An 18,934-nucleotide genomic window follows, 5' to 3' on the forward strand; every position below is an offset into this window, starting at 1 on the left:
CATGGCGAATCCGCAAAACTGGCAATCCTGGGTCGCTGAAGTGCGTAAACAGGCCCTGGATCAAGGCATCTCAGCCGAGTTATTTGATGAAGCCTTTGCCGACATCCGTGAACCCAGCCGTCAGGTGAAAAGCCTGGCACGCTCGCAGCCGGAACATCGGTTGACGTTCACCAAGTATTTAAATACCCGCGCAGACAATTACCGCATTGCCATGGGTAAAAAGAATTACACCAAAAACAAAGCCATCCTGGATGAGGTGGCTGCCCAGTTTGGTGTCGATCCCTGCTTTATTGTGTCGTTCTGGGGTATGGAAACCAGTTATGGGACCTACATGGGGAATTTCCCGGTCATTAAGTCCTTGGCGACCCTGGCTTATGATTCCAATCGACCGGATTTCTTCCGTAAACAGCTCTTTTTAGCCCTGCACATTGTCAATGACGGGCATGTGTCGCTGAACCATTTCAAGGGTGAGTGGGCCGGCGCGTCAGGCCAGCCGCAATTTTTGCCCTCAAGCTGGGTAGAATATGCGGTGGATTATGATGGTGATGGCCGTAAAGACATTTGGGAGAGTAAACCCGATGTGTTCGCCTCGATTGCCAATTACATGAAGAAGAATGGCTGGCAGACAGGTCAACCCTGGGCTATCCGGGTGAAATTGCCTGCCAAATTTGATTATACCCTGGAAGGTAAAACCATCGTCAAACCGGTCAGTGAGTGGAGTGCACTTGGCGTTCGCACCGAAAAAGGCGAACCCTTGCCTTACCAGGAGTTGGAAGCCAGCATTGTTCAACCGCATGGCGGCCCGGTCTTTCTGGCATTCCCCAATTACAAAATGATTTTGCGCTACAATAATTCTATCTACTATGCCGGCGCGATTGGGTACATGGCGGATAAAATCTGTAACCGCGTGCAGTAAACAGGCGAGGCGGCCAGCACCGCTTGCCGGTGCGGCCCTTACGTTTCAAGGAGGCTTTGTGACGACTTTTCTCGATAAGACTGCAAGTTTAACGCCGCTTGCCCGCCGAGTGATCTGCGATAAAGCCACTGAATACCCTCACACAGGACAATACACTCAGCCTGTGAGCCGCGGCACTTACCTCTGTCGCCGCTGCGGATTGGCCCTGTTTCGAGGTGAAAGCCAGTTTCATTCCGGTTGTGGGTGGCCGAGTTTCGATGACGACATCGTTCAGGCGGTGAAACAGGTTCCGGATGCGGACGGTCAGCGGACTGAAATTCTGTGCGGGCGCTGCCAGGCACACTTGGGCCATGTGTTTACCGGTGAGCAGTTTACTACTAAAAATCGGCGTCATTGTGTGAATTCCGTGGCTCTGGATTATGTTGCAGACAGCGAGGTGCTGGATACTGAAGAAGCCATAGTCGCCGGAGGATGCTTCTGGGGCGTTGATCATTTTTTGCGCCAATTGCCCGGTGTCTTGAACGTGGAGGTCGGTTATACCGGCGGACATGTGCTTGAACCAAGCTATGAGCAGGTGTGTCAGGGTAACACGGGTCATTACGAAGCGGCGCGTGTGGTTTTTGATAAAAGTAAACTGGATTATCACGCCGTCATCAAGCGCTTTTTTGAAATTCACGATCCAACCCAACGCACGGGGCAAGGCCCCGATCTGGGGCAGCAATACCGCAGCGCGGTGTTTTATTACAATGATGAACAAAAGGCGACGATCGAGGGTTTAATCCAGCAATTACGTCAACGCGGTTACGAGGTGGCCACCCGGCTCCTGGAGGTGCGCCCTTTCTGGCCTGCGGAAGCCTACCATCAGGATTATTATGCCAAACACAGCAAAGCGCCTTACTGCCACCGGCCCGAGCCTAGGTTTGGTGATTAGCCTAAAGCGGGTTGCGTGCTATACCGTTGATTATTGTCTTTCTGTGAAGCCTCAACTTCAGGATGCAGGTATTTCGCCAGATGCGTCGTGGGATATCGCTTTAAAAACTGCACCGCCTGATGAAACCGCTGAGTGTCGGAAAGGCGATTATTTTCAAGCGTTTGAATGGCTGCGAGACTGGCATCACTTGAGAAGAACGAATTCAATCCCCAACGTCCTGACAGCCCGCCCAAACGAGACGATTTGTAATCCCTGTACTGTTGCACCACCTTGTTAACCTGCGCCATGGTCAGTTTCGGCGCGGCGTCCTCCCTGTTGTAAAGGGTCTGTCGAATGGTTTTAGCCCGCTGCTCTTCGCCGCTTTGCGTTGAGCGGATAAATTTATGAGCCGGCTCACCGTTCTGCTTCGTTTTAAGTTCTGACAGCTGGCCAGGATAATAATCAATGCGAATGTCGCCCTGGTGATAGTGTTCGTATTTGCTTAAGGCGTTACGAAAGGCAGAGGCCAGCGTTTCTGCCTGCTTTCCCGCATCAAAGAAAAAAAGCTTGATGCGCATACTGTGTTGCGAGTCCGCACTGAATTGTTGCAGTAAACCATCCTTGACCAGATCATCGGCAATTTGCGGCACAAGAACTGACTCTTTTTTATGAGTCAGATGCAGATGGCTGGAAATACTGGGGTAATGCCTGGCAATCTCACTATCAACTGCCTTGAACGTGGAGGACGGCAGGCGGCCCGGTGTTCCATGCAACCACACGCCGACTTTCGCTTTGGCAGGCAATGGCGGTATTTTCTCCCCTTGATAACAGAGGATGACATTTTTATTCTTTTGTTTCTCAAGTTCTACCCATTTGTTTACTGCTTCCTGCTGATCAAGGGGGAATTTTTTCCTTGGGATTGGAATGTAAAGGTAATAAGTCATGGCAAGAAAACCTTTGGTAAGTAACAATTGAGTAAAGATTTGTAAAAAATCATACTCAAAAAACACAGAAATGTAAATAATTATTTCTTTTTGATTTGCCAATGAACAAGGAATACGTGTTGGGTCAACGGCTTAACATGAAAGGAGGCGTAAGCCGCCATCCTCGTTATAAAAGTGGATGCAGTTGCGGCCGGCTCGTTTGCCTTTTAACAGCGCCATTTCAGCATTCGTTAGCAGGCATTCTGGCTGTGTGGATTGAGGATCGAAACAGGTATAACCAATCGTTACGCTGAAGTGGACCTTATCGTGTGGTGTTTCGACAATAATCAACGACAGGTTGTGCTGAATACGTTCGACGACGGTACGGATGTTGGCTGTGTCGTCGGTGTGAATCAGGATGATAAAATCGGAAAAATCACTGCGGGCAATGGTGTCCTCTGCACGGCAGGTACGCATTAAGGTTTTTGATATTTTTTTAAGAAGATCGTCGCCGGCCTCGAAACCATGGTGTTCATTGATGGCTTTCAAACCATCGATGTCCACGGTGACCAAGCCAAACCCTTTTTGAGTCTCCAGGCTTTCAGCGAGTTGATAGGCCAGTATTTTCTTAAAGCCAGTAAAATTCCAGGCCCGGGTTTTTTGATCTGTAAAATCCAGGCGTTGATCATAAGTCATTTCATCCAGAAGCAATTTTTGGGCTTTGGACAGGCGGCAATTATTAATTTCCGTTTCCGCGAGCTTAATGATGTCATTGAGGTTATTCAAATCGGTCAGGCAAAAGGTTCTCGGTTTATTGTCGAGCAACACAATGGCTCCGATCTTTTTCTTTTTTTTATTGTAAATCGGACAGCTGACATAAAAGCGTATTTCTGCCCCTTCAAGAATGAGCGGGGTTTTGATAAACCGTTCATCGTTACGGGTGTCTTCGACAATCAGAATGTCGTCATTAATGTATTGGGTAAAAAGCGATAAATCCCTGTTTTTACCAAAGATTTCCGTGGAATTGATTAAATTAAACCGCTGACGTTTCTCATCAAACAGGCTGATGGCGACAATGGGGACATTAAACAGGCGCTTGCTTAAGCTGACAAGACGGGACAGGCTGTCTTCAATGGGTGTGTCAATGATTTTACTCAATTGCTGCGTGATGATATGGATATCTGAGGAAAATGCTTTTTGCCCCATGATCAATCCCTTATTCTGACCCGGCTACTATCAACTATAGCACGCACAGCCGGATATGCAGGTAAATTTGCTTATAAGTCAAGCGATTGGCCTGTCGCCAGGCGATATTTTTGGCGTTTGGCAGGCATTCCTGGGCAATCTGGTGTAAAATTTAATAAATTTGTATAAATTTATGTCTTCAGCCGTCTTGACAAGGCGTAGATTAAAGTTATAGGCAGCAAGCCCGATATAAAACACGTGGACAGGGGTCAGCCCAGGGTTGGAGAAAAAGTATGCAAAGTTATTCTTTATCTGAAATTCTATGTGAACGCATGCAGAATGCAGAAGAGGAACTTGGTTTCGTTGAGCGCATTATCCAACTGAATTGTAATGAAATCGACACGTGGGAGTTCAGAGACCGAAAAGCCTTTGAAATCGGTAACATTGAGGAACTGGCCTTCAGCATCAAACACAAGGGTCAGTGCCAGCCCATTGTGATTGTCAGGGCTTCGGATGAATTTCGGCCCAAAAGCGATCCGGGTGCCAAATACATTGTCATTGCCGGGTATCGCCGCTGGTCAGCCTGTAAACTCTACAATATTCCCGTCAAGGCGGTGCTTAAGGATTTAACCTTTAATCAGGCGATTTCGGTGCTCGTTTCTGAAAATGAAAAAGAAAACGTGTCTGATTATTCCAAAGGGATGTTTTACACCACGCTCCTGCGTACTGAAAAAATCACTCAGGAACAGTTAAGCGACAAGCTCGGCCTTAGCCCTTCTGTCTTGAGTAACTACCTGGCCTTTGCCCAGGTTCCTAACGAGATATGGGAGGCGGTGGGCGATTTATCCCATGTTTCCGCCAAAACAGCGGCAGTTATTCGTGCCATCGCTAAAAAAGGCACCATTTACATCGAGGTTTTGTGTGAAATCGCCGATAAGATAGCCAAGGGATTCGGGGAAAAACGCATTAAAGAAGCCGTGGAAGAGCAATTGGATAAAAAATTAAAGCGGGCGCCCATTGATAAATTCAATAATCACCGCTTTAACTACCGAGGAAAACAATTGATGACCCTGAATCGCGGCACCATCAAATTGAGCAATACGCTGGTTCAGCATGAACATTACGACAGTCTCGTGGCTAACCTTGAAAAGTTGCTGGCTGACTTTGCGGATTTTTACATCAACAAATGATCATTGTTTTTTTTCTTCTTCCTGGTACAGGGCATCGGCCTGCTTCGCCTTTTTGGTGTTTTCAAGCAGTTGCTGTTCTTTTAGCTGCTCTTGCCAGAAGTCATTCAGCTGGGACTTCAGGCGATTGAGAAAGCGAAAAAGCTTGCCGAGGTGCATGGCGAGCATGGGAAGTTTATTCGGGCCGAATACCAGAAGGGCAATGATTAAGGTAAGCAGCAGCTCGCCTGAGGTCATGATTTTTCGTCGTCTTCATTGAGCGCCTTGCGAAAATTTTTAATGGCGCTGCCCAAGTCTGAGCCGATGTTTTTAAGTTTGCTGGTGCCAAAAAGGGCAACGACGATTAACAAAATCAGCAACAGCGACAAAGGACTCACTCCACTTAGTCCCATCATTCACTCCTGTTTGTGCGGTTAATTAACATTATCATACCGCCAACCAGGGCAGCAATCAAAGTGACAGGGGCTATTTTCTCAGGCGCAATCAAGTCAAGAAAACTAAGCGCGCTGAGGGTCAGCATGGCGCTGAAAATACCGGCCCCCAGCCCCTTATTCCATGCATGCTGCCGGTTTTGCACGGGGTTGTCGGCGGAAAGCATTAATGATCGTATTTTTTCCTCTTTACTGAGTACCAGAAGGTCATTCAGTAATCGCGGCATGTGGGGGAGTTGCTCCGCAAAGAAAGGCAGGTTTTCTTTCAATCGCTCGAAAAACGCTTTGGGACCAATTTGCTCTTTAAGCCATTTTTCTAAAAAGGGTTTGGCTGTAGCCCAAAGATCCAACTCAGGATACAACTGTCGGCCAAGGCCTTCGATGGCTAGCAATGTCTTTTGTAATAACACCAGCTGCGGTTGAACTTCCATCTGAAAACGCCTGGCCACCTGAAATAGCCGCAAGACCACCTGGGCAAAGGAAATGTCTTTTAATGGCTTTTCAAAAATGGGTTCGCAGACGGTGCGAATGGCGCTTTCAAATTCCTCAATGCGGGTATTTCGCGCAACCCAGCCTGATTCCACGTGCAATTGGGCAACGCGACGGTAATCGCGGTTGAAGAAAGCATAAAGATTCTCAGCCAGGTAACGCTTGTCATTTTCATTGAGCGTACCGATGATGCCAAAATCAATGCAAATGTACTGTGGGTTGTTGGGGTGCTGCGTGGATACGAAGATGTTGCCGGGATGCATGTCGGCGTGAAAAAAGCAATCGCGGAACACCTGGGTGAAAAAGATTTCGACCCCGCGTTCGGCAAGCTTTTTAATGTCAATGCTGTAGTCGCGAAGGGTGGCCACATCGGCGACTGGGATCCCGTAAATGCGTTCCATGACCAGGATGTTTTCCCGTGTATAATCCCAGAACACTTCCGGGATGTAGAGCAGCGGGGAATTGAAGAAATTACGGCGCAATTGACCGGCATTGGCGGCCTCGCGCTGCAAATCCAGCTCATTAAGGAGGCTGTGTTCAAATTCCGCGACAATTTCCTTTGGCTTAAGGCGCTTGCTTTCCGGCCAGTACCGATCTGCAAAATTGGCAATGGTGTGCATGATGCTCAAGTCCTTTTCGATGACTTTACGCATGTTGGGGCGCAAAATTTTCACCACCACCTCTTCACCGCTTATTAAGCGGGCAGCGTGCACCTGGGCCATGGAAGCCGAGGCGAGCACCTGGGTATCAAATTCGGCGAACACATCGAAGGCCGAGCGGCCATAGGCGGCTGCAATGATGGCCAATGCCTGTTCACTGGGAAATGGCGGCACTTTATCCTGTAATTTGCAAAGCTCCAAAGCAATGTCTGGCGGTAAAATGTCCGGCCGAGTGGATAGCGCCTGACCAAATTTAATAAAAATAGGCCCCAGCTCTTCGAGGGTTTTACGCAGGGCTTCCCCGCGCGTTAAGGGCTGGCGGCGCCACCAGGTCCAGGGATTTAAGTAGACGATGAAGCGAAACGGCGCAAACAAATGAATGGAGACGATGAGTTGATCAAGGCCATTACGTGCCAAAACCCAGTTAATGTAGAGCAGACGAAAAATTTGTTTAATCGATTTCATACGCGGCCGCTAGTAAGTTAATCCGTGCCATGAGGCGCTCCACGTCGTGTCCCAGCTCATCGATGTCCTTGAAGAAATCCTCGACTTCTTCCCGGGAGGGGAAAAGCCTTAATTCGTCATGCAGGTAATGGGTCATATTATGCTGCATGGATTGCGTAAAATGGTTGGTAAAGTCCCGGCCGCGTTTCACTAAAGAGCCCAGCTGGTGAGCGATCACATCGCCGGTAAAGTGGGCAAGATGCCCTTCCCAGTCGATGTCCAGTTCATCAAACAGCTTCTTAACCTGATAACCCAATTCCGTATCGCCTGAAAGCCTGATTTTATCATTAAACAGGGAGCGGGCTTTGGACGCCGGCAGGAAACTCAAGCGGATTAACCCTAACGGATTACTGTGAATGACCGTGTCGGGATGCTCTGAGCAGCTGTCTAACAGAAGGAGTTGCTGCTTTTCAAAGGCAATAAAAAAATGGATGTCGAGCGGTGAAACAACCACTTCTATCCGTTTGCCATGCAGGGCGGCAATTTTTTCCGGCATGGTATCATCCAGCGCCAGCGCGCCGTTAATGGCCGTCTGCAATGCTTTAAGCGAGTATTTTTTTATCATAACCCTCTCAGTATTTGTAGGCGATATGCAGGGCAACAATGCCGCCGCTTAAATTGTGATAATGACAATCTTCAAAGCCCGCGGTTTCAATCATGGTTTTTAATGTGTCCTGATCCGGATGCTGCCGGATGGATTCCGCCAGGTACTGGTAACTGGCGGCGTCTTCGGCAAACCACTGCCCCAGTTTTGGCAGTATGGCAAAGGAATACCAATCATAAATTGGTTTTAAGCCCGGCAGGGTGGGAGTGGAAAACTCCAGAATCATCACTTTGCCTCCCGGTTTGCAGGTTCTGAACATCGAACGCAGGGCTTCATTTTTATCCGTGACATTACGAAGCCCAAAGCCCATGACTATGCAATGAAAACTGTTGTCGGCAAAAGGCAGGTATTGGGCATTGGCCTGAACATAATGAATATTATCAAACAAACCCTCATCCAGCAGCCGATTGCGGCCGACGTCAATCATGGCGTCATTAATGTCAGCGAGAATGACCTGCCCTTTTGGCCCTGCCTTTTTGCTGAGCAGGCGGGTTAAATCGCCGCTGCCGCCAGCCAAATCAAGTACAACCTGTCCTTCACGAACCTGGCTTAATTCAATGGCGAAGCGTTTCCACACATGATGAATGCCAAGGGACATGAGGTCATTCATTAAATCGTAATTTTTAGCCACCGATTTGAACACCGCGCCGACTTTTTTTTCCTTTTCGTCCCAGGCTACAGACTGGAAGCCGAAATGCGTGGTTTTTTGCTCATGAGTCATCAGAAGCCCTTCGATTAAACAAAGAAACAAGTTTACCGTAAATTGGTGTTAACTTCATGTGCCTGTTACGTGAACACCCCGTTTTTAAAAAAATTGTGTAAACTAAATAGGATAGGTCTGTAAAACGGTTAGTTAGAGGCTGCAGAATAAGCCTAAGGCATTGGAATGAGGCTTTACCGTTTTTTTTAAGCCTTTCACTGCGAGGAAAATGAATGGACTTTCCAGGCGTTGCCAAGTCACAGCTTGAAGACAGATTAATCAGCGAGTCCTATAAAGATTTTTATTTTATTATTCTAGCGGATTTTTTTGCCGTTATTTTATACTCCCTGATCCTGGGGCATGTCATCACAAGCCCCTGGTTGCTCTTTGCCTGGGTTTTACTGATGATCATCGTCAATCATGGCCTGCGTGCCCTCATGGTTTTCTATTTTAACCGCGAGGTGGCGCAGTCCGGCCTGAAGAGCACTGCATTCTGGAAAACCTATTTTGTGTTAAACAATACCCTGTCGGGTATTTTATGGGCCCTGGGAGGACTGCTGTTTCTTTACGTTGACGATGCGCTTTACCGCATGGTGATTTTCGTTTACTTAACCGGTTTGTTAGGCGCCCCTCTGGCTAAATTACTGACCCATCTCGGCGCCTACCTGGGTTTTATGACGCCCATCGTAATGGTCATGCTTTTTTTATCCGTTTCAGTCATTCCCAGTTTTTCACTCATGCTCTTTTTGGCCGTTGTCCTCTACGTTGCGCTCATTATTTTTGCCTCAACCAGTGCCAATCAGTTTTTACTGAAATCAATCTACCTTGAACTCTACAGCTCCGCCCTGTTGCTGGATTTAAAACGCAGTGAAGAAAATTTCCGTAATACCATTGAAAATGCGCCCATAGGCATGGCGCTGGTGTCGCCCGAAGGGCACTGCATTCACGCCAACCGTACCCTTCAGGATATCTTGGGTTACAGCGATAAGGAGTTGAAAAATAAAAACCTTCTGGATATTACTTATCAGGATGATTTAGGCATGACCAAGGAATCGATGGTTAAAATCATGAACGGCGACATGCGCATTTCCCATCTTGAGAAACGCTTTATACGCAAAGACGGCAGTGTGATTTGGGCCATGGTAAGCCTGTCGTTGATTCGCGACGACAAAGGCGAGCCGCTCAATTTTATTCTGCAGATGAAAGATGTAAGCGATCGGATTCAAAATGAAGAAAAAATGCGGCTCCTTAATGAAAAAACGCTGGAAACCCTGAACGAATTGAAGCTGCTGGAACATGACGAAAGCCTTTTAAATAAACTTAACCGTTCCCTTCAGATCTGTATTTCTGTTGAGGAGGCCTATCCTCGAATTCGTCTGGTGGCAGAGGAATTATTTCCCGAACTGAGCGGCGGCCTGATGGTGTTTACTAAGGCCACGAATCAGCTGGAAACGGTCATTCAATGGGGCGATCAGGAGATATTAACGAAACAGTGCTTACCTTTGGATTGTTATGTTATCCGGGAAGCAGACATTATTGAGGTGGATGATCCTCAGAAGAGCATTCCCTGCAATCATTACATCAGCCTGCCCGGGGGCGGATCCATAGGGTTGCCATTAATTGTACAAAATGAATTAATCGGTGTGATTCACGTGTTTGCGCCTGATCAACGAAAATTAACTCAGCACCAGCGGGATATGGCGATTTCCTTTGGTAATATTGTAAAACTGGCGTTAGCTAACATTAATTTGCGAGCCTCACTCAATGAACTGTCCCTGCATGATCCGCTGACCAATTTATACAACCGCCGTTATTTAAACGATTTGTTATCCCGGGAATTGATTCGCCTTGCCCGTGAAAAAAGCACATTGTGTGTCGGCATGCTGGACCTTGATAATTTTAAAAAATTCAACGACACCTACAGTCATCTTGCGGGAGACGAGGTATTAAAATTAACCGGGCAATTGTTAAAGAAAAACTTCCGTGATACGGACATCGCTTTCCGTTTTGGAGGCGAGGAATTTGTGGTGGCTTTACTTAACACCACACTGGTGCAAGCGGCTAAAAAGCTGGATCAGTTCCGTGAGGTGTTGAAAGAAACGCCGATTGTGTATAAAAACCAGCAGTTGTCCAGCATTACCATTTCAATTGGTGTCGCTGAAGCGCCACGGCATGGGGCGACCATTGACGAAATCATCAAAGCCGCCGATCAGGCATTGTATGAAGCGAAACAAACCGGAAAAGATCGGGTTAAAGTCTATAAAAGTGATATTTAATCCTTTGCTCAAGACCACTAATGGACCTGCAAGCCGGTAGGCGTGGTCTGAATTCAGCAAATTTGTTAAGCTCATTATTCTGTCCCGCAATCACTTGAAGCGCAAACAATGACACCCTTGATAAAGTGTGCTTTGGCACCTTTGCTCAGTCTGTTTATTTTTCTTCTCGGCACTGGTTTTGTTTCAACCCTGTTGATTTTAAAAATGACGCTGGCGCAGGCTTCAACCGGGTTTATGGGGGCCATAACCAGTGTGTTTTACATCGGTGTGGTGGCGGGTTCGCTTCGCACGGAACAGATGATTCTACGGTGGGGGTATCGCCATGCTTATGGGCTTTTTTCGCTCATTCTGGCCCTGTGCTGTCTATTGCACGGTTTTTTTTATGAGCCACTATTGTGGCTGATTTTGCGTTTTATTGCCGGTTTTGTGACGGCTGGTGTTTTTGTCGTCATAGAAAGCTGGCTGTTATCGGTGAGTTCGAGCCGCAACCGCGGTCAGATCATGGCCTGGTACATGATTGCGTTTTACAGTGCTCAGAGTGTGAGCCAGTTTATTCTCTGTCTTAAGGACACATCGCCTTTTTTTCTTTATGAGTTAGCGGCTCTGCTCAGTGTGATTTCGGTCATGCCCATCGCCTTTTTAGCCCGCAGTATTCCCAGGTTAACCTCGTCTTCGTCAGTACCCAGGATTGCGTTGTTGAAAGCCTCCATACCAGGATTGACCGGGGCGCTGGTTTCAGGGCTGATTATGGGTGTTATCTACGGCTTATTACCGGTTTACCTCAGTGCATTGTCAGGCGGGGTGTCGTTGGTAGCGACCTACATGTTCGCGGTGATATTTGGCGGTATGTTGCTGCAGTATCCGTTAGGCAAATGGTCTGATCAGGGCGATCGGCGTCAGGTCCTTATGCGAGTTACCGTACTGACTATCCTGACCCTGCTGTGTTTGATCGGTTTTAAAGGCCCATCGGCCTGGCTGTTTAGTTTTATGATGCTTTTTGGCGGGCTTACCTTTGCACTCTATCCCATCAGTGTCAGTGACGCCTGTGATGCATTGGCCCCGGAGGACATTGTGGCAGCAACGCAAACCCTGCTGCTGGCCTACAGCGTAGGAGCCATGGCGGGGCCGGTTATTGCCTCATTTTTTATGCAGGAGCTGGGAAATCGTGGGCTATTCATTTACTGCATCGTGGCTTGTGCAGCAACACTACCCATTTATGCGCAAAAAAGGGAACGGCTTCAATCGCGCGAGTTCATCAGGACAGGGCGTCTTCCGCTTGATTTAAAGAAGCCGGATTGAGCAGCCATTGAATCTGTGTATTAAGATCAATCTCTATTTGCGAGGGTTCTTCGATGTCTCTCGATTCGTAAGCATTTTCCTCAGGAAACGCGCTGCTAAATTCCCGCATCCGCTGTTGCCGCTGCTCATGCAGCCAGACAATTTGCGGTGAGAAAAGCCTTAGCATGCCCTGCACCCAGCGATCCAGTACCTGCCAGTATTCGCTGTCGTTAAGCGTCATTTTAAACCGTCGGATAAAACCGGCGACGTGGCGGGCATCGTAAATGATATCGGAAGAAACCCAGCGGTTAACAGTAAACAGACGGATGGGTTGTCCGTAACAATTCATGGCAATGGCGACCAAATGGGTCATGGGATTGTCGATGTACTTATCCCAGTCAGGCAAGGCGGTGGGTTTAATCCGTGCCGGAATGCCTTTATACCTCAGAAAACAATGGAAATGACCGTGCTCCATGCTTTCAAAATTTTCACGATGGCAGTGGTAGAAATACTGCGCTCCCGTTTGATGATCAATGCGATCACCTTTGGGGTAATGATTCATGGATACGTGTTTACGCTTTTTCTCAAGGGTGTAGTGAATGATATTCCTGCCCCTGGCTGTCGTCATCTGTTGCTGGGTTTCAAGCACCTGCCTTGCGGCACGCAGCAATTGGGATTGTTGAAAAGAACTTAAGCCTGGAAGAGAAAAATTTGGCATGGGTCGTATCGTTTAAAAGGGAATAGGCACAGGGAAACAGCCACCATGACTGTTTCCCTGACTTGAATCAACTGCCGCTGCAACCACCACAGCCTTTGCAACCGCCGCAACCTTTGCAGCCGTTACAACCTTTGCAACCTTTGCAGCCTTTGCAACCATTACAGCCATGGCAGCCTTTACAACCATTACAACCCGTTACTTGAGTGCCTGCAGTATCATTAGCATAGGCAGCAGGAGCGACCGTAGCAGCAGATAACGCAGTTAATAAAGCGGCAACAGCAACAGTTGATTTTTTCATGATAAGTCTTCCTTGAAAGTAAGTTAAGAACATGAAGCCACTTAAAGAGTAGCAGAAAAAAAATAAATTTTCTTTCCTCCCCAATAAAAAAATGCGACTGTTTTAAAGAGGTTATGGACAATGTGTTAAAAGTTAGCGAAGAGCGTTTCGAAAGAAATCAGAGGGCGGGGAAACAGCGGATGGCTGTTTCCCGATACCGGGTGGGATTAAGACTGGGGAGCCTGATTGGCATTGCCAGAATTACTGGGATTCGTTGAACCGGTGTTATTGGTCGGTGCATTTTGTTGGCTGGGATTGGCTTGATTTTGAGTTGTATCCGTTGTTTGCTGCTGACTGGGTTGACTGGGATTCGCCGCATTGGCATCCGCGTAAGTCTGAGTTTGTGACGCATGCGATTGAGCGCTGGTTTCTGCATTAGCATTGGGTTGGGCAGATACAGCGGTTGCAGCGAAAGCGGCCAATAAAGCAATTACTTTTTTCATGATCTCTCCATCGATTTTTCATTGGGAATGCCTCTAACCGATACAGCACATCAAGAGGCAGACTCACTATAGCGGTTAATGGCTGAATTTGACAAGAGTTTCTTTTTTATCAAGCAATTAGTTAAGTTTACAACAGCAATTTGACGGCAAGAAGGTATTGGTTTTCATCGGGATAACTGGCGGTGCGTTGCGCCTGCCAGAGGCATTCAGCCAGTTTCTCAAGCAGCAGGTGTTCAACCGCCAGCCTATCCTGGTATTTGGTGAGTAATTGCTGATAAACCGCGACAATGCCTGCTGGACGATTGGTGGCCAATTGATCACGGACTGCGAGATGAAGCCCCATGTGCAGAAAGGGATTTGTCTGGCCTAATTCGGGAAAATAAGCCTGTTCGTTTTCGGGGGTGGAATTTTCCAGCATGGTCTGGTATTCAGGGTGATCGGCAATGACATTGACTATCTGCTGTTCCACAGGAAGTAAAGGCTGGGCATGGCGGTACTTATGCCAGCTTGAATAAAACATCTGCCGGGTGTCTTTCACATTGTCGCCGTAGAACATGGTTGCCTCGTTTTGCCAAAACGGTGAGTTTACTGCATTGAATCGTTAACAACAAACGCAATCTGCTGGAATTGTTGACAATCAAGCGCTGCGTGTGAGATAGTTTCGCCTGCGAGGTTGGACTTGCTATGTGTCATTCCACTGGGTCAATTGGCGACACACTGATTGGCCCTTTCTATTTTTCTGCGTATCCTCATCGTCATTGGTATCTTTATTCTTCAATTTAGCCGAATAATGTGATTATATCGAGGTTTTCAATGGACGGAGATTCCCATGCGATTTTTTACAGGCTTCTTTAACTCGGCTGTTTCTGGCCAGCAAACCGGCCGGTTTGTCAAACCGGACAGTGATTTTGATTATCAATCCAGCATACACATAAAAATCGTCAATCAACAGGTGGAGCGTTTCAGCAAAGCATTGGCCGATTTGCAGGCGGTTGATGCTCATATCCTTGTTGGCACTGGGGCTGCCGTCTTTTCGTGGTTGACCTGCGGTTTTCTCCCCCTGGTGACGGTGGGAATGGTGGCCAGTGCTTACGCTGGTTATTGCGCCCACTCTCGAAAAGAATATGCCAGTGATTACAAAGAAGCCCTTGAGGATTTGATTGCCGTTTATCAATGGGCGATGGGTAAAAACAGCGACAAGATGTGGTACAAACTCGGCACCAGGGAACTTCAGAATCTCATTGTGACACTGGGCCCCTGGGTGAATACCGACACCATTCATACCTGGAGAAAGGAGGATATGCAACCCTCAACGCTGGCTAAACTCACAACCAGCCGGCGCACTGACATTTCGGAAGAAACCGAGAGGCAATTGCTTCGTCTTGCAGAAGGTGTACACATGAATTCAGCCCAATTCCGTCTCTACGGTGAAGGAAGTGTGGATACATTGCTGAGCAGCATCAAGGACAATGCCATGGCAAAAATAACCGAACTGACTACGGGTCCTAAACAATCCTAGATTAAAACTGGCTTGCCGCCAGTTTAAGGCTTAAACAGATCATCAATAAACCGCTGCACAATTCCACGCGCCGCCACACGGCGGTGCGGGACAACACGTCGGAAAAATAATGGGTCGTGAATGTCAGTGAACTGAACCATAACAGGCTGGAGGTGGCCACTCCCAGTATGAAGGCTTTTTGATGTTCGGGAAATTGGGCGCTGTTGGTACCGATAATGACTAAGGAATCAATAATGGCATGAGGATTAAGCAGGCTGAATCCTAAGGCAAGGAGAATGATCTGTAAGCGATTGCTGCCTTGCTTCTCGGGCAACTCGGATGTTGCCGATGGTGATTGAAATGCATTTTTTAACGCTTGACTGCCGTAATACATTAAAAAAGCCACACCAAACCACGTCATTCCTACTTTGAGTTGCGGGTGCAATTCCAGGACATGGTATAAGCCTGCTACGCTGCCGCAGACTAAGATAAGGTCGCAACAGAAACACACCAGCGCAGATAAAACGGCATGGCGACGTTGTGCGCCCTGGCGAATTAAGAACACATTTTGAGGGCCCAGGGCCATGATCAGGGAGAGGCCGAGTACTAAACCATTAAAATAAACCAACATGATTATTTCCTCCTCAAATTGCGAATCTAGGCATTATCCCTGAAAGCAGGCTATTATAGAAATTAATAATTTTGATTATTGATAAATTTTGCTTATGAGACTTGATCATCGTGGGTTGCAGGCTTTAGACGCTGTCATTCAAACCCAAAGCTTTGCCGCCGCTGCCCAGCAATTGTTTATTACTCAGCCAGCGATAAGCCAGCGCATCAAACAACTGGAAGTAATGATGGGGCAGCCTTTGCTGATTCGAACTCATCCTTACAGGGCGACGCCCCTGGGTGAAAAAATGCTGGGTTTACTTCGACGCATCCATCTACTGGAAGAGCACTTTCTTCAGGAAATCGAACAGGATTTGCCTGCTCGTCTGTCGGTAGCCCTCAACCGTGACAGTTTGGAAACCTGGTTTACTCATTTACTGGCGGATTTGCGCTTTCTTGAAAAAGTGAATCTTGACATCATTACCGATGATCAGGAATTAACACTGGATTATTTCCGCAAAGGGGCGGTTTCTGCTTGTGTGTCGAGCCATGATAAAGCCTTGCCCGGTTGTGAATGCGTCCTGTTAGGGCACATGGATTATTTGCTGGTTGCCTCGCCTGCGTTTATCGAACGTTACTTTGCGAATGGTGCCGCAATGGAAGACAATCTCCACCATGCGCCTCTGCTGGTTTTTGACAGCCGTGATCGTCTGCATGAACGCTTTTTTACCCACTTCTTTAAAAAAGCCCTGTTGCCCAAGCGTTACAATATGGTCCCTTCTGTGCAGGGGTTCAGGGAGTTTGCGATCCAGGGCTATGGCTTTGGCCTTATTCCAAGCCTGGATATCACCCGCGAACTGGCACAAGGTCTTCTCAAGGAAATCTGCCCTGGCAAACGCTGGCTTATGCCGCTGTATTGGCATTACTGGCAATTGCCAGCGCTCCATTACCAGGAATTCATTGAGACCATTATCCAGGGCGCCGGCCGCTACCTCATTTGAAGCGCTTTACTCAAAGCCAACCATGATTTTCCCGTCCTCAATACGGGTTGGATAAATCGTTAAGGACTTGGATGAGCTGACTTTCCCTAACAGTTTGCCAATCGCGGGCGGCCAGGGGGACCAGCAGGCAACTTCGCCGCTGTCTAAATCAAATTCACTTTTATGAAACGGACAAACAATGGTGTTTTGCTCGGTGATTTTGCCTTTCGTCAGTGGCAGTTTGAAATGCGGGCATTGCGATGACATTGCATGGACTTTGTCCTTGTGCCACAGGAACAGGATTTTGTTGCCGTCAATGCTTGCCACATGCCGTTGTTGATTCTGCAACTGCTCCAATGCGAGTGCTTCCTTCCAGATCATGATGATTCTCCTTCCAAAGAAAGCCATCAGAATACCAGCCAGGGATAAAGAAGTCAGTCAAAAAAACCATTTTGTGTAAATAAAAAACAATTTAATGCCATTTAATAAATACTGCAGCAATCATCATTGCAAGTTTTCCATCTAGGGGTATAAAATGCTTGATTATTTTTCTTGTCTGTCGCTGTTTAAGGTAAGCATATTAAGGAGGGGGCGTGCGCTCTTTGTTGAAAAACAACGCAATTTTTGCGATTTTATTCATGAGTGTGATTTCATTCGTCACTGCATCGTACGCTGCGAAAGCCAATGATGAAACCTCAAAAGCAGCGGCTGAACCGGTGTCCACGCCAAACGAGCCACAGTCAAACGAGGCAAAATCAATTGTCCCGGAAGAAGTGAAACCGGTTCCCAAGCAGGACGTGACAACAGAAACAGCAACGCAACAGGAAAAAATCGCGGAGCCTCTGATCGACGGGTATTACCCCGCCTACCCCCAAACCAAAGCACCAGCGGATGACGTTCAGAAAAAACTGATTGAGCACGGCGAATACCTGGCTAAAATGGGTGACTGCATCGCCTGCCATACCAATGTGAAGGGCGGTACGCCTGCGTTTGCCGGGGGATTGCCCATCAATACGCCTTTCGGCACGTTTTACAGCCCTAATATCACTCCGGATAAAGAAACCGGTATTGGTAACTGGACTGAAGACGATTTTATCCGTGCCATGAGAGAAGGCCGTGATCCCAAAGGCAGAAATTATTTCCCGGTTTTCCCCTACATTTACTTCTCCAAGACGACCGACGACGATTTACGCGCGCTTTATGCCTATTTCATGAGTCTTCCGCCAGTCAAGCAGGAAAATAAATCGCTTCCTTTCCCATTCAATGTGCCAGGAGCCCGGTTTTCATTATGGGGATGGAATTTGCTGTTCTTCTTCCCGGAGGAAGACACCATTGACTACCAAAGTGACAAATCACCGGCCTGGAACCGCGGCAAATACATTGTTGACAGTTTGGGGCATTGCAGCATGTGCCATACACCGCTCAACATTTTTGGCGCACCAAAGGATCGTTATTACTTGACCGGCAGCTTCATTGATGGTTACTGGGCACCCAACATTACCAAATTCGGTTTGCGCTCAGCGAGCCGCTATGAAGTGGCGGATGTGTTCCTGAAAGGGCAGCTCATCAATCGCGCCGGCCCTGTCGCGGGCCCCATGGCCGAGGTTAATCACAACAGTCTAAGTTATCTGACGGAAGAGGATCGTCTGGCGATTGCAACCTATTTAAAGACGGTTGTCAGTGAAGAGTCTCTGGGGGTTTCACCGTCCGAGCAGCAACCCACGCTGAAACGCGGTAAGCAGGTTTATGTCAATGCCTGCATCATTTGCCACCAGGATAATAAAATGGGCGCGCCCGTCATTGGGGATGGTGCAAACTGGTATCGTCGCCTCAAAGACAGTGGCCTGACCGGATTGTATCGCCATGCCATTAACGGCTATAACAGCATGCCGGTTAAAGGCGCCTGCGTGACCTGCAGCGACAATGACATCATGGCAGCCACGGATTATATTTTAAACAAATCGCTGTCCCGATCCCAGTGGACGGATTTAGACAATGCCGGTTCACAAAAATACCCGTCAAACGGCAAGGATGTTTACAATGAAAACTGTGGCATGTGCCATGACGATGGCAAACAAGGCGCACCGAAAATCGGCGACAAAGCCATCTGGAAACCGCTGCTGCAGAAAAACATGGATGTCTTAATCAAGCAAACGGTAAGTGGCGAATACCATCCCAAAAACGGGGGCTGCAAGCATTGCACAACAGGTGAAGTGATTGAAGCAATCAAATACATGGTGAGCCAATCGAAGGAAGAGGGTAACTATTCCTTGTGGTAAGGGCGATT

21 protein-coding genes are annotated in these 18,934 nt (G+C 47.7%); 8 read left to right on the top strand and 13 right to left on the bottom strand.

All coding sequences use genetic code 11. From position 1 onward, the window contains the following. Position 1 precedes the first annotated feature (1 nt). The gene (locus DYE45_RS00385) at positions 2 to 916 is read left to right on the top strand and encodes a lytic murein transglycosylase (protein WP_370447875.1); all 915 of its coding nucleotides are present in this window, start codon (positions 2 to 4) and stop codon (positions 914 to 916) included. Between the two features lie 58 nt (positions 917 to 974). Further along, the gene (locus tag DYE45_RS00390; protein WP_115300247.1) at positions 975 to 1,847 is read left to right on the top strand and encodes a bifunctional methionine sulfoxide reductase B/A protein; all 873 of its coding nucleotides are present in this window, start codon (positions 975 to 977) and stop codon (positions 1,845 to 1,847) included. On the opposite strand, the gene DYE45_RS00395 is transcribed toward DYE45_RS00390, so the two are convergent. Together DYE45_RS00395 and DYE45_RS00400 are read right to left on the bottom strand one after the other, a co-directional pair. Then, positions 1,844 to 2,770, bottom strand: coding sequence for a hypothetical protein (locus DYE45_RS00395; protein WP_133138165.1), 927 nt, complete (start codon positions 2,768 to 2,770; stop codon positions 1,844 to 1,846). The genes DYE45_RS00390 and DYE45_RS00395 overlap by 4 nt on opposite strands. Before the next feature lie 132 nt (positions 2,771 to 2,902). Continuing rightward, positions 2,903 to 3,955, bottom strand: a complete 1,053-nt coding sequence (locus tag DYE45_RS00400) for a sensor domain-containing diguanylate cyclase (RefSeq protein WP_108291172.1) — start codon at positions 3,953 to 3,955, stop codon at positions 2,903 to 2,905. A gap of 272 nt (positions 3,956 to 4,227) precedes the next feature. On the opposite strand from DYE45_RS00400, the gene DYE45_RS00405 reads away from it, so the two are divergent. Continuing rightward, positions 4,228 to 5,124, top strand: coding sequence for a ParB/RepB/Spo0J family partition protein (locus tag DYE45_RS00405; RefSeq protein ID WP_115300249.1), 897 nt, complete (start codon positions 4,228 to 4,230; stop codon positions 5,122 to 5,124). Here DYE45_RS00405 and DYE45_RS00410 read toward each other — a convergent pair whose 3' ends face one another. From DYE45_RS00410 to ubiE, 5 genes are read right to left on the bottom strand one after another with little or no spacing between them, the layout of a single operon-like run. Further along, entirely contained in the window at positions 5,125 to 5,358 is a 234-nt protein-coding gene (locus DYE45_RS00410; protein ID WP_115300250.1) for a twin-arginine translocase TatA/TatE family subunit, read from the bottom strand. It lies immediately after the preceding gene. After that, positions 5,355 to 5,513 (bottom strand): twin-arginine translocase TatA/TatE family subunit, encoded by a 159-nt coding sequence (gene tatA, locus DYE45_RS00415; RefSeq protein WP_108291178.1) that lies wholly within the window; start codon positions 5,511 to 5,513, stop codon positions 5,355 to 5,357. Before tatA ends, DYE45_RS00410 begins: the two co-directional genes overlap by 4 nt. Next, complete coding sequence (gene ubiB / locus DYE45_RS00420; protein WP_108291180.1) at positions 5,513 to 7,165, bottom strand: ubiquinone biosynthesis regulatory protein kinase UbiB; 1,653 nt, start codon at positions 7,163 to 7,165, stop codon at positions 5,513 to 5,515. The genes tatA and ubiB overlap by 1 nt, the downstream gene beginning before the upstream one ends. After that, positions 7,152 to 7,769, bottom strand: coding sequence for a ubiquinone biosynthesis accessory factor UbiJ (locus DYE45_RS00425; protein ID WP_108291182.1), 618 nt, complete (start codon positions 7,767 to 7,769; stop codon positions 7,152 to 7,154). Before DYE45_RS00425 ends, ubiB begins: the two co-directional genes overlap by 14 nt. A gap of 7 nt (positions 7,770 to 7,776) precedes the next feature. Further along, positions 7,777 to 8,529 carry a bifunctional demethylmenaquinone methyltransferase/2-methoxy-6-polyprenyl-1,4-benzoquinol methylase UbiE gene (gene ubiE, locus DYE45_RS00430; protein ID WP_108291184.1) on the bottom strand — a complete coding sequence of 251 codons (753 nt, stop codon included), beginning with the start codon at positions 8,527 to 8,529 and terminating at the stop codon, positions 7,777 to 7,779. A gap of 212 nt (positions 8,530 to 8,741) precedes the next feature. Between ubiE and DYE45_RS00435 the strand changes: the two genes are divergently transcribed. Both DYE45_RS00435 and DYE45_RS00440 read left to right on the top strand, forming a co-directional pair. After that, the gene (locus tag DYE45_RS00435) at positions 8,742 to 10,784 is read left to right on the top strand and encodes a GGDEF domain-containing protein (RefSeq protein ID WP_108291186.1); all 2,043 of its coding nucleotides are present in this window, start codon (positions 8,742 to 8,744) and stop codon (positions 10,782 to 10,784) included. A 132-nt stretch (positions 10,785 to 10,916) separates the two neighbouring features. Next, positions 10,917 to 12,083 (top strand): MFS transporter, encoded by a 1,167-nt coding sequence (locus DYE45_RS00440; RefSeq protein ID WP_169050284.1) that lies wholly within the window; start codon positions 10,917 to 10,919, stop codon positions 12,081 to 12,083. Here the strand turns inward: DYE45_RS00440 and DYE45_RS00445 are convergent. The 4 genes from DYE45_RS00445 to DYE45_RS00460 form a co-directional block, all read right to left on the bottom strand. After that, positions 12,040 to 12,789 carry a DUF6969 family protein gene (locus DYE45_RS00445; protein ID WP_370447876.1) on the bottom strand — a complete coding sequence of 250 codons (750 nt, stop codon included), beginning with the start codon at positions 12,787 to 12,789 and terminating at the stop codon, positions 12,040 to 12,042. The two genes, DYE45_RS00440 and DYE45_RS00445, sit on opposite strands and share 44 nt — an antisense overlap. 58 nt (positions 12,790 to 12,847) lie before the next feature. Then, the gene (locus tag DYE45_RS00450) at positions 12,848 to 13,078 is read right to left on the bottom strand and encodes a hypothetical protein (protein ID WP_108291192.1); all 231 of its coding nucleotides are present in this window, start codon (positions 13,076 to 13,078) and stop codon (positions 12,848 to 12,850) included. A gap of 206 nt (positions 13,079 to 13,284) precedes the next feature. Further along, on the bottom strand, positions 13,285 to 13,560 hold the full coding sequence (locus tag DYE45_RS00455) for a hypothetical protein (RefSeq protein WP_108291194.1): 276 nt from the start codon (positions 13,558 to 13,560) through the stop codon (positions 13,285 to 13,287). 127 nt (positions 13,561 to 13,687) lie between these two features. Next, complete coding sequence (locus tag DYE45_RS00460; protein ID WP_108291196.1) at positions 13,688 to 14,116, bottom strand: DUF1841 family protein; 429 nt, start codon at positions 14,114 to 14,116, stop codon at positions 13,688 to 13,690. Positions 14,117 to 14,389: 273 nt separating this feature from the next. Between DYE45_RS00460 and DYE45_RS00465 the strand changes: the two genes are divergently transcribed. Next, positions 14,390 to 15,079, top strand: coding sequence for a hypothetical protein (locus tag DYE45_RS00465; protein ID WP_108291198.1), 690 nt, complete (start codon positions 14,390 to 14,392; stop codon positions 15,077 to 15,079). A 1-nt stretch (position 15,080) separates the two neighbouring features. Here DYE45_RS00465 and DYE45_RS00470 read toward each other — a convergent pair whose 3' ends face one another. Beyond that, a complete protein-coding gene (locus tag DYE45_RS00470) occupies positions 15,081 to 15,689 on the bottom strand; it encodes a LysE/ArgO family amino acid transporter (protein WP_108291200.1) in 609 nt (202 codons plus the stop codon). A 94-nt stretch (positions 15,690 to 15,783) separates the two neighbouring features. Here DYE45_RS00470 and DYE45_RS00475 point away from each other — a divergent pair, with 94 nt between their 5' ends. After that, positions 15,784 to 16,668 (top strand): LysR family transcriptional regulator ArgP, encoded by an 885-nt coding sequence (locus tag DYE45_RS00475; RefSeq protein ID WP_108291202.1) that lies wholly within the window; start codon positions 15,784 to 15,786, stop codon positions 16,666 to 16,668. A gap of 6 nt (positions 16,669 to 16,674) precedes the next feature. On the opposite strand, the gene DYE45_RS00480 is transcribed toward DYE45_RS00475, so the two are convergent. Next, positions 16,675 to 17,028, bottom strand: coding sequence for a Rieske (2Fe-2S) protein (locus DYE45_RS00480; protein WP_115300251.1), 354 nt, complete (start codon positions 17,026 to 17,028; stop codon positions 16,675 to 16,677). 212 nt (positions 17,029 to 17,240) lie between these two features. Here DYE45_RS00480 and DYE45_RS00485 point away from each other — a divergent pair, with 212 nt between their 5' ends. Continuing rightward, a complete protein-coding gene (locus DYE45_RS00485) occupies positions 17,241 to 18,926 on the top strand; it encodes a c-type cytochrome (RefSeq protein ID WP_242602667.1) in 1,686 nt (561 codons plus the stop codon). The last annotated feature ends 8 nt before the right edge of the window (positions 18,927 to 18,934 follow it).

Origin of the sequence: Legionella taurinensis (assembly GCF_900452865.1) — a bacterium.
Classification (GTDB): Bacteria; Pseudomonadota; Gammaproteobacteria; order Legionellales; family Legionellaceae; genus Legionella_C; species Legionella_C taurinensis.

Bases quoted from the DNA above. Each gene is read 5' to 3' on its own strand.
- DYE45_RS00385 (WP_370447875.1), top strand. From the start codon at position 2: ATGGCGAATCCGCAAAACTGGCAATCCTGGGTCGCTGAAGTGCGTAAA.
- DYE45_RS00395 (WP_133138165.1), bottom strand. From the start codon at position 2,770: ATGACTTATTACCTTTACATTCCAATCCCAAGGAAAAAATTCCCCCTT.
- DYE45_RS00400 (WP_108291172.1), bottom strand. From the start codon at position 3,955: ATGGGGCAAAAAGCATTTTCCTCAGATATCCATATCATCACGCAGCAA.
- DYE45_RS00405 (WP_115300249.1), top strand. From the start codon at position 4,228: ATGCAAAGTTATTCTTTATCTGAAATTCTATGTGAACGCATGCAGAAT.
- DYE45_RS00410 (WP_115300250.1), bottom strand. From the start codon at position 5,358: ATGACCTCAGGCGAGCTGCTGCTTACCTTAATCATTGCCCTTCTGGTA.
- tatA (WP_108291178.1), bottom strand. From the start codon at position 5,513: ATGGGACTAAGTGGAGTGAGTCCTTTGTCGCTGTTGCTGATTTTGTTA.
- ubiB (WP_108291180.1), bottom strand. From the start codon at position 7,165: ATGAAATCGATTAAACAAATTTTTCGTCTGCTCTACATTAACTGGGTT.
- DYE45_RS00425 (WP_108291182.1), bottom strand. From the start codon at position 7,769: ATGATAAAAAAATACTCGCTTAAAGCATTGCAGACGGCCATTAACGGC.
- ubiE (WP_108291184.1), bottom strand. From the start codon at position 8,529: ATGACTCATGAGCAAAAAACCACGCATTTCGGCTTCCAGTCTGTAGCC.
- DYE45_RS00435 (WP_108291186.1), top strand. From the start codon at position 8,742: ATGGACTTTCCAGGCGTTGCCAAGTCACAGCTTGAAGACAGATTAATC.
- DYE45_RS00450 (WP_108291192.1), bottom strand. From the start codon at position 13,078: ATGAAAAAATCAACTGTTGCTGTTGCCGCTTTATTAACTGCGTTATCT.
- DYE45_RS00455 (WP_108291194.1), bottom strand. From the start codon at position 13,560: ATGAAAAAAGTAATTGCTTTATTGGCCGCTTTCGCTGCAACCGCTGTA.
- DYE45_RS00460 (WP_108291196.1), bottom strand. From the start codon at position 14,116: ATGTTCTACGGCGACAATGTGAAAGACACCCGGCAGATGTTTTATTCA.
- DYE45_RS00465 (WP_108291198.1), top strand. From the start codon at position 14,390: ATGCGATTTTTTACAGGCTTCTTTAACTCGGCTGTTTCTGGCCAGCAA.
- DYE45_RS00470 (WP_108291200.1), bottom strand. From the start codon at position 15,689: ATGTTGGTTTATTTTAATGGTTTAGTACTCGGCCTCTCCCTGATCATG.
- DYE45_RS00475 (WP_108291202.1), top strand. From the start codon at position 15,784: ATGAGACTTGATCATCGTGGGTTGCAGGCTTTAGACGCTGTCATTCAA.
- DYE45_RS00480 (WP_115300251.1), bottom strand. From the start codon at position 17,028: ATGATCTGGAAGGAAGCACTCGCATTGGAGCAGTTGCAGAATCAACAA.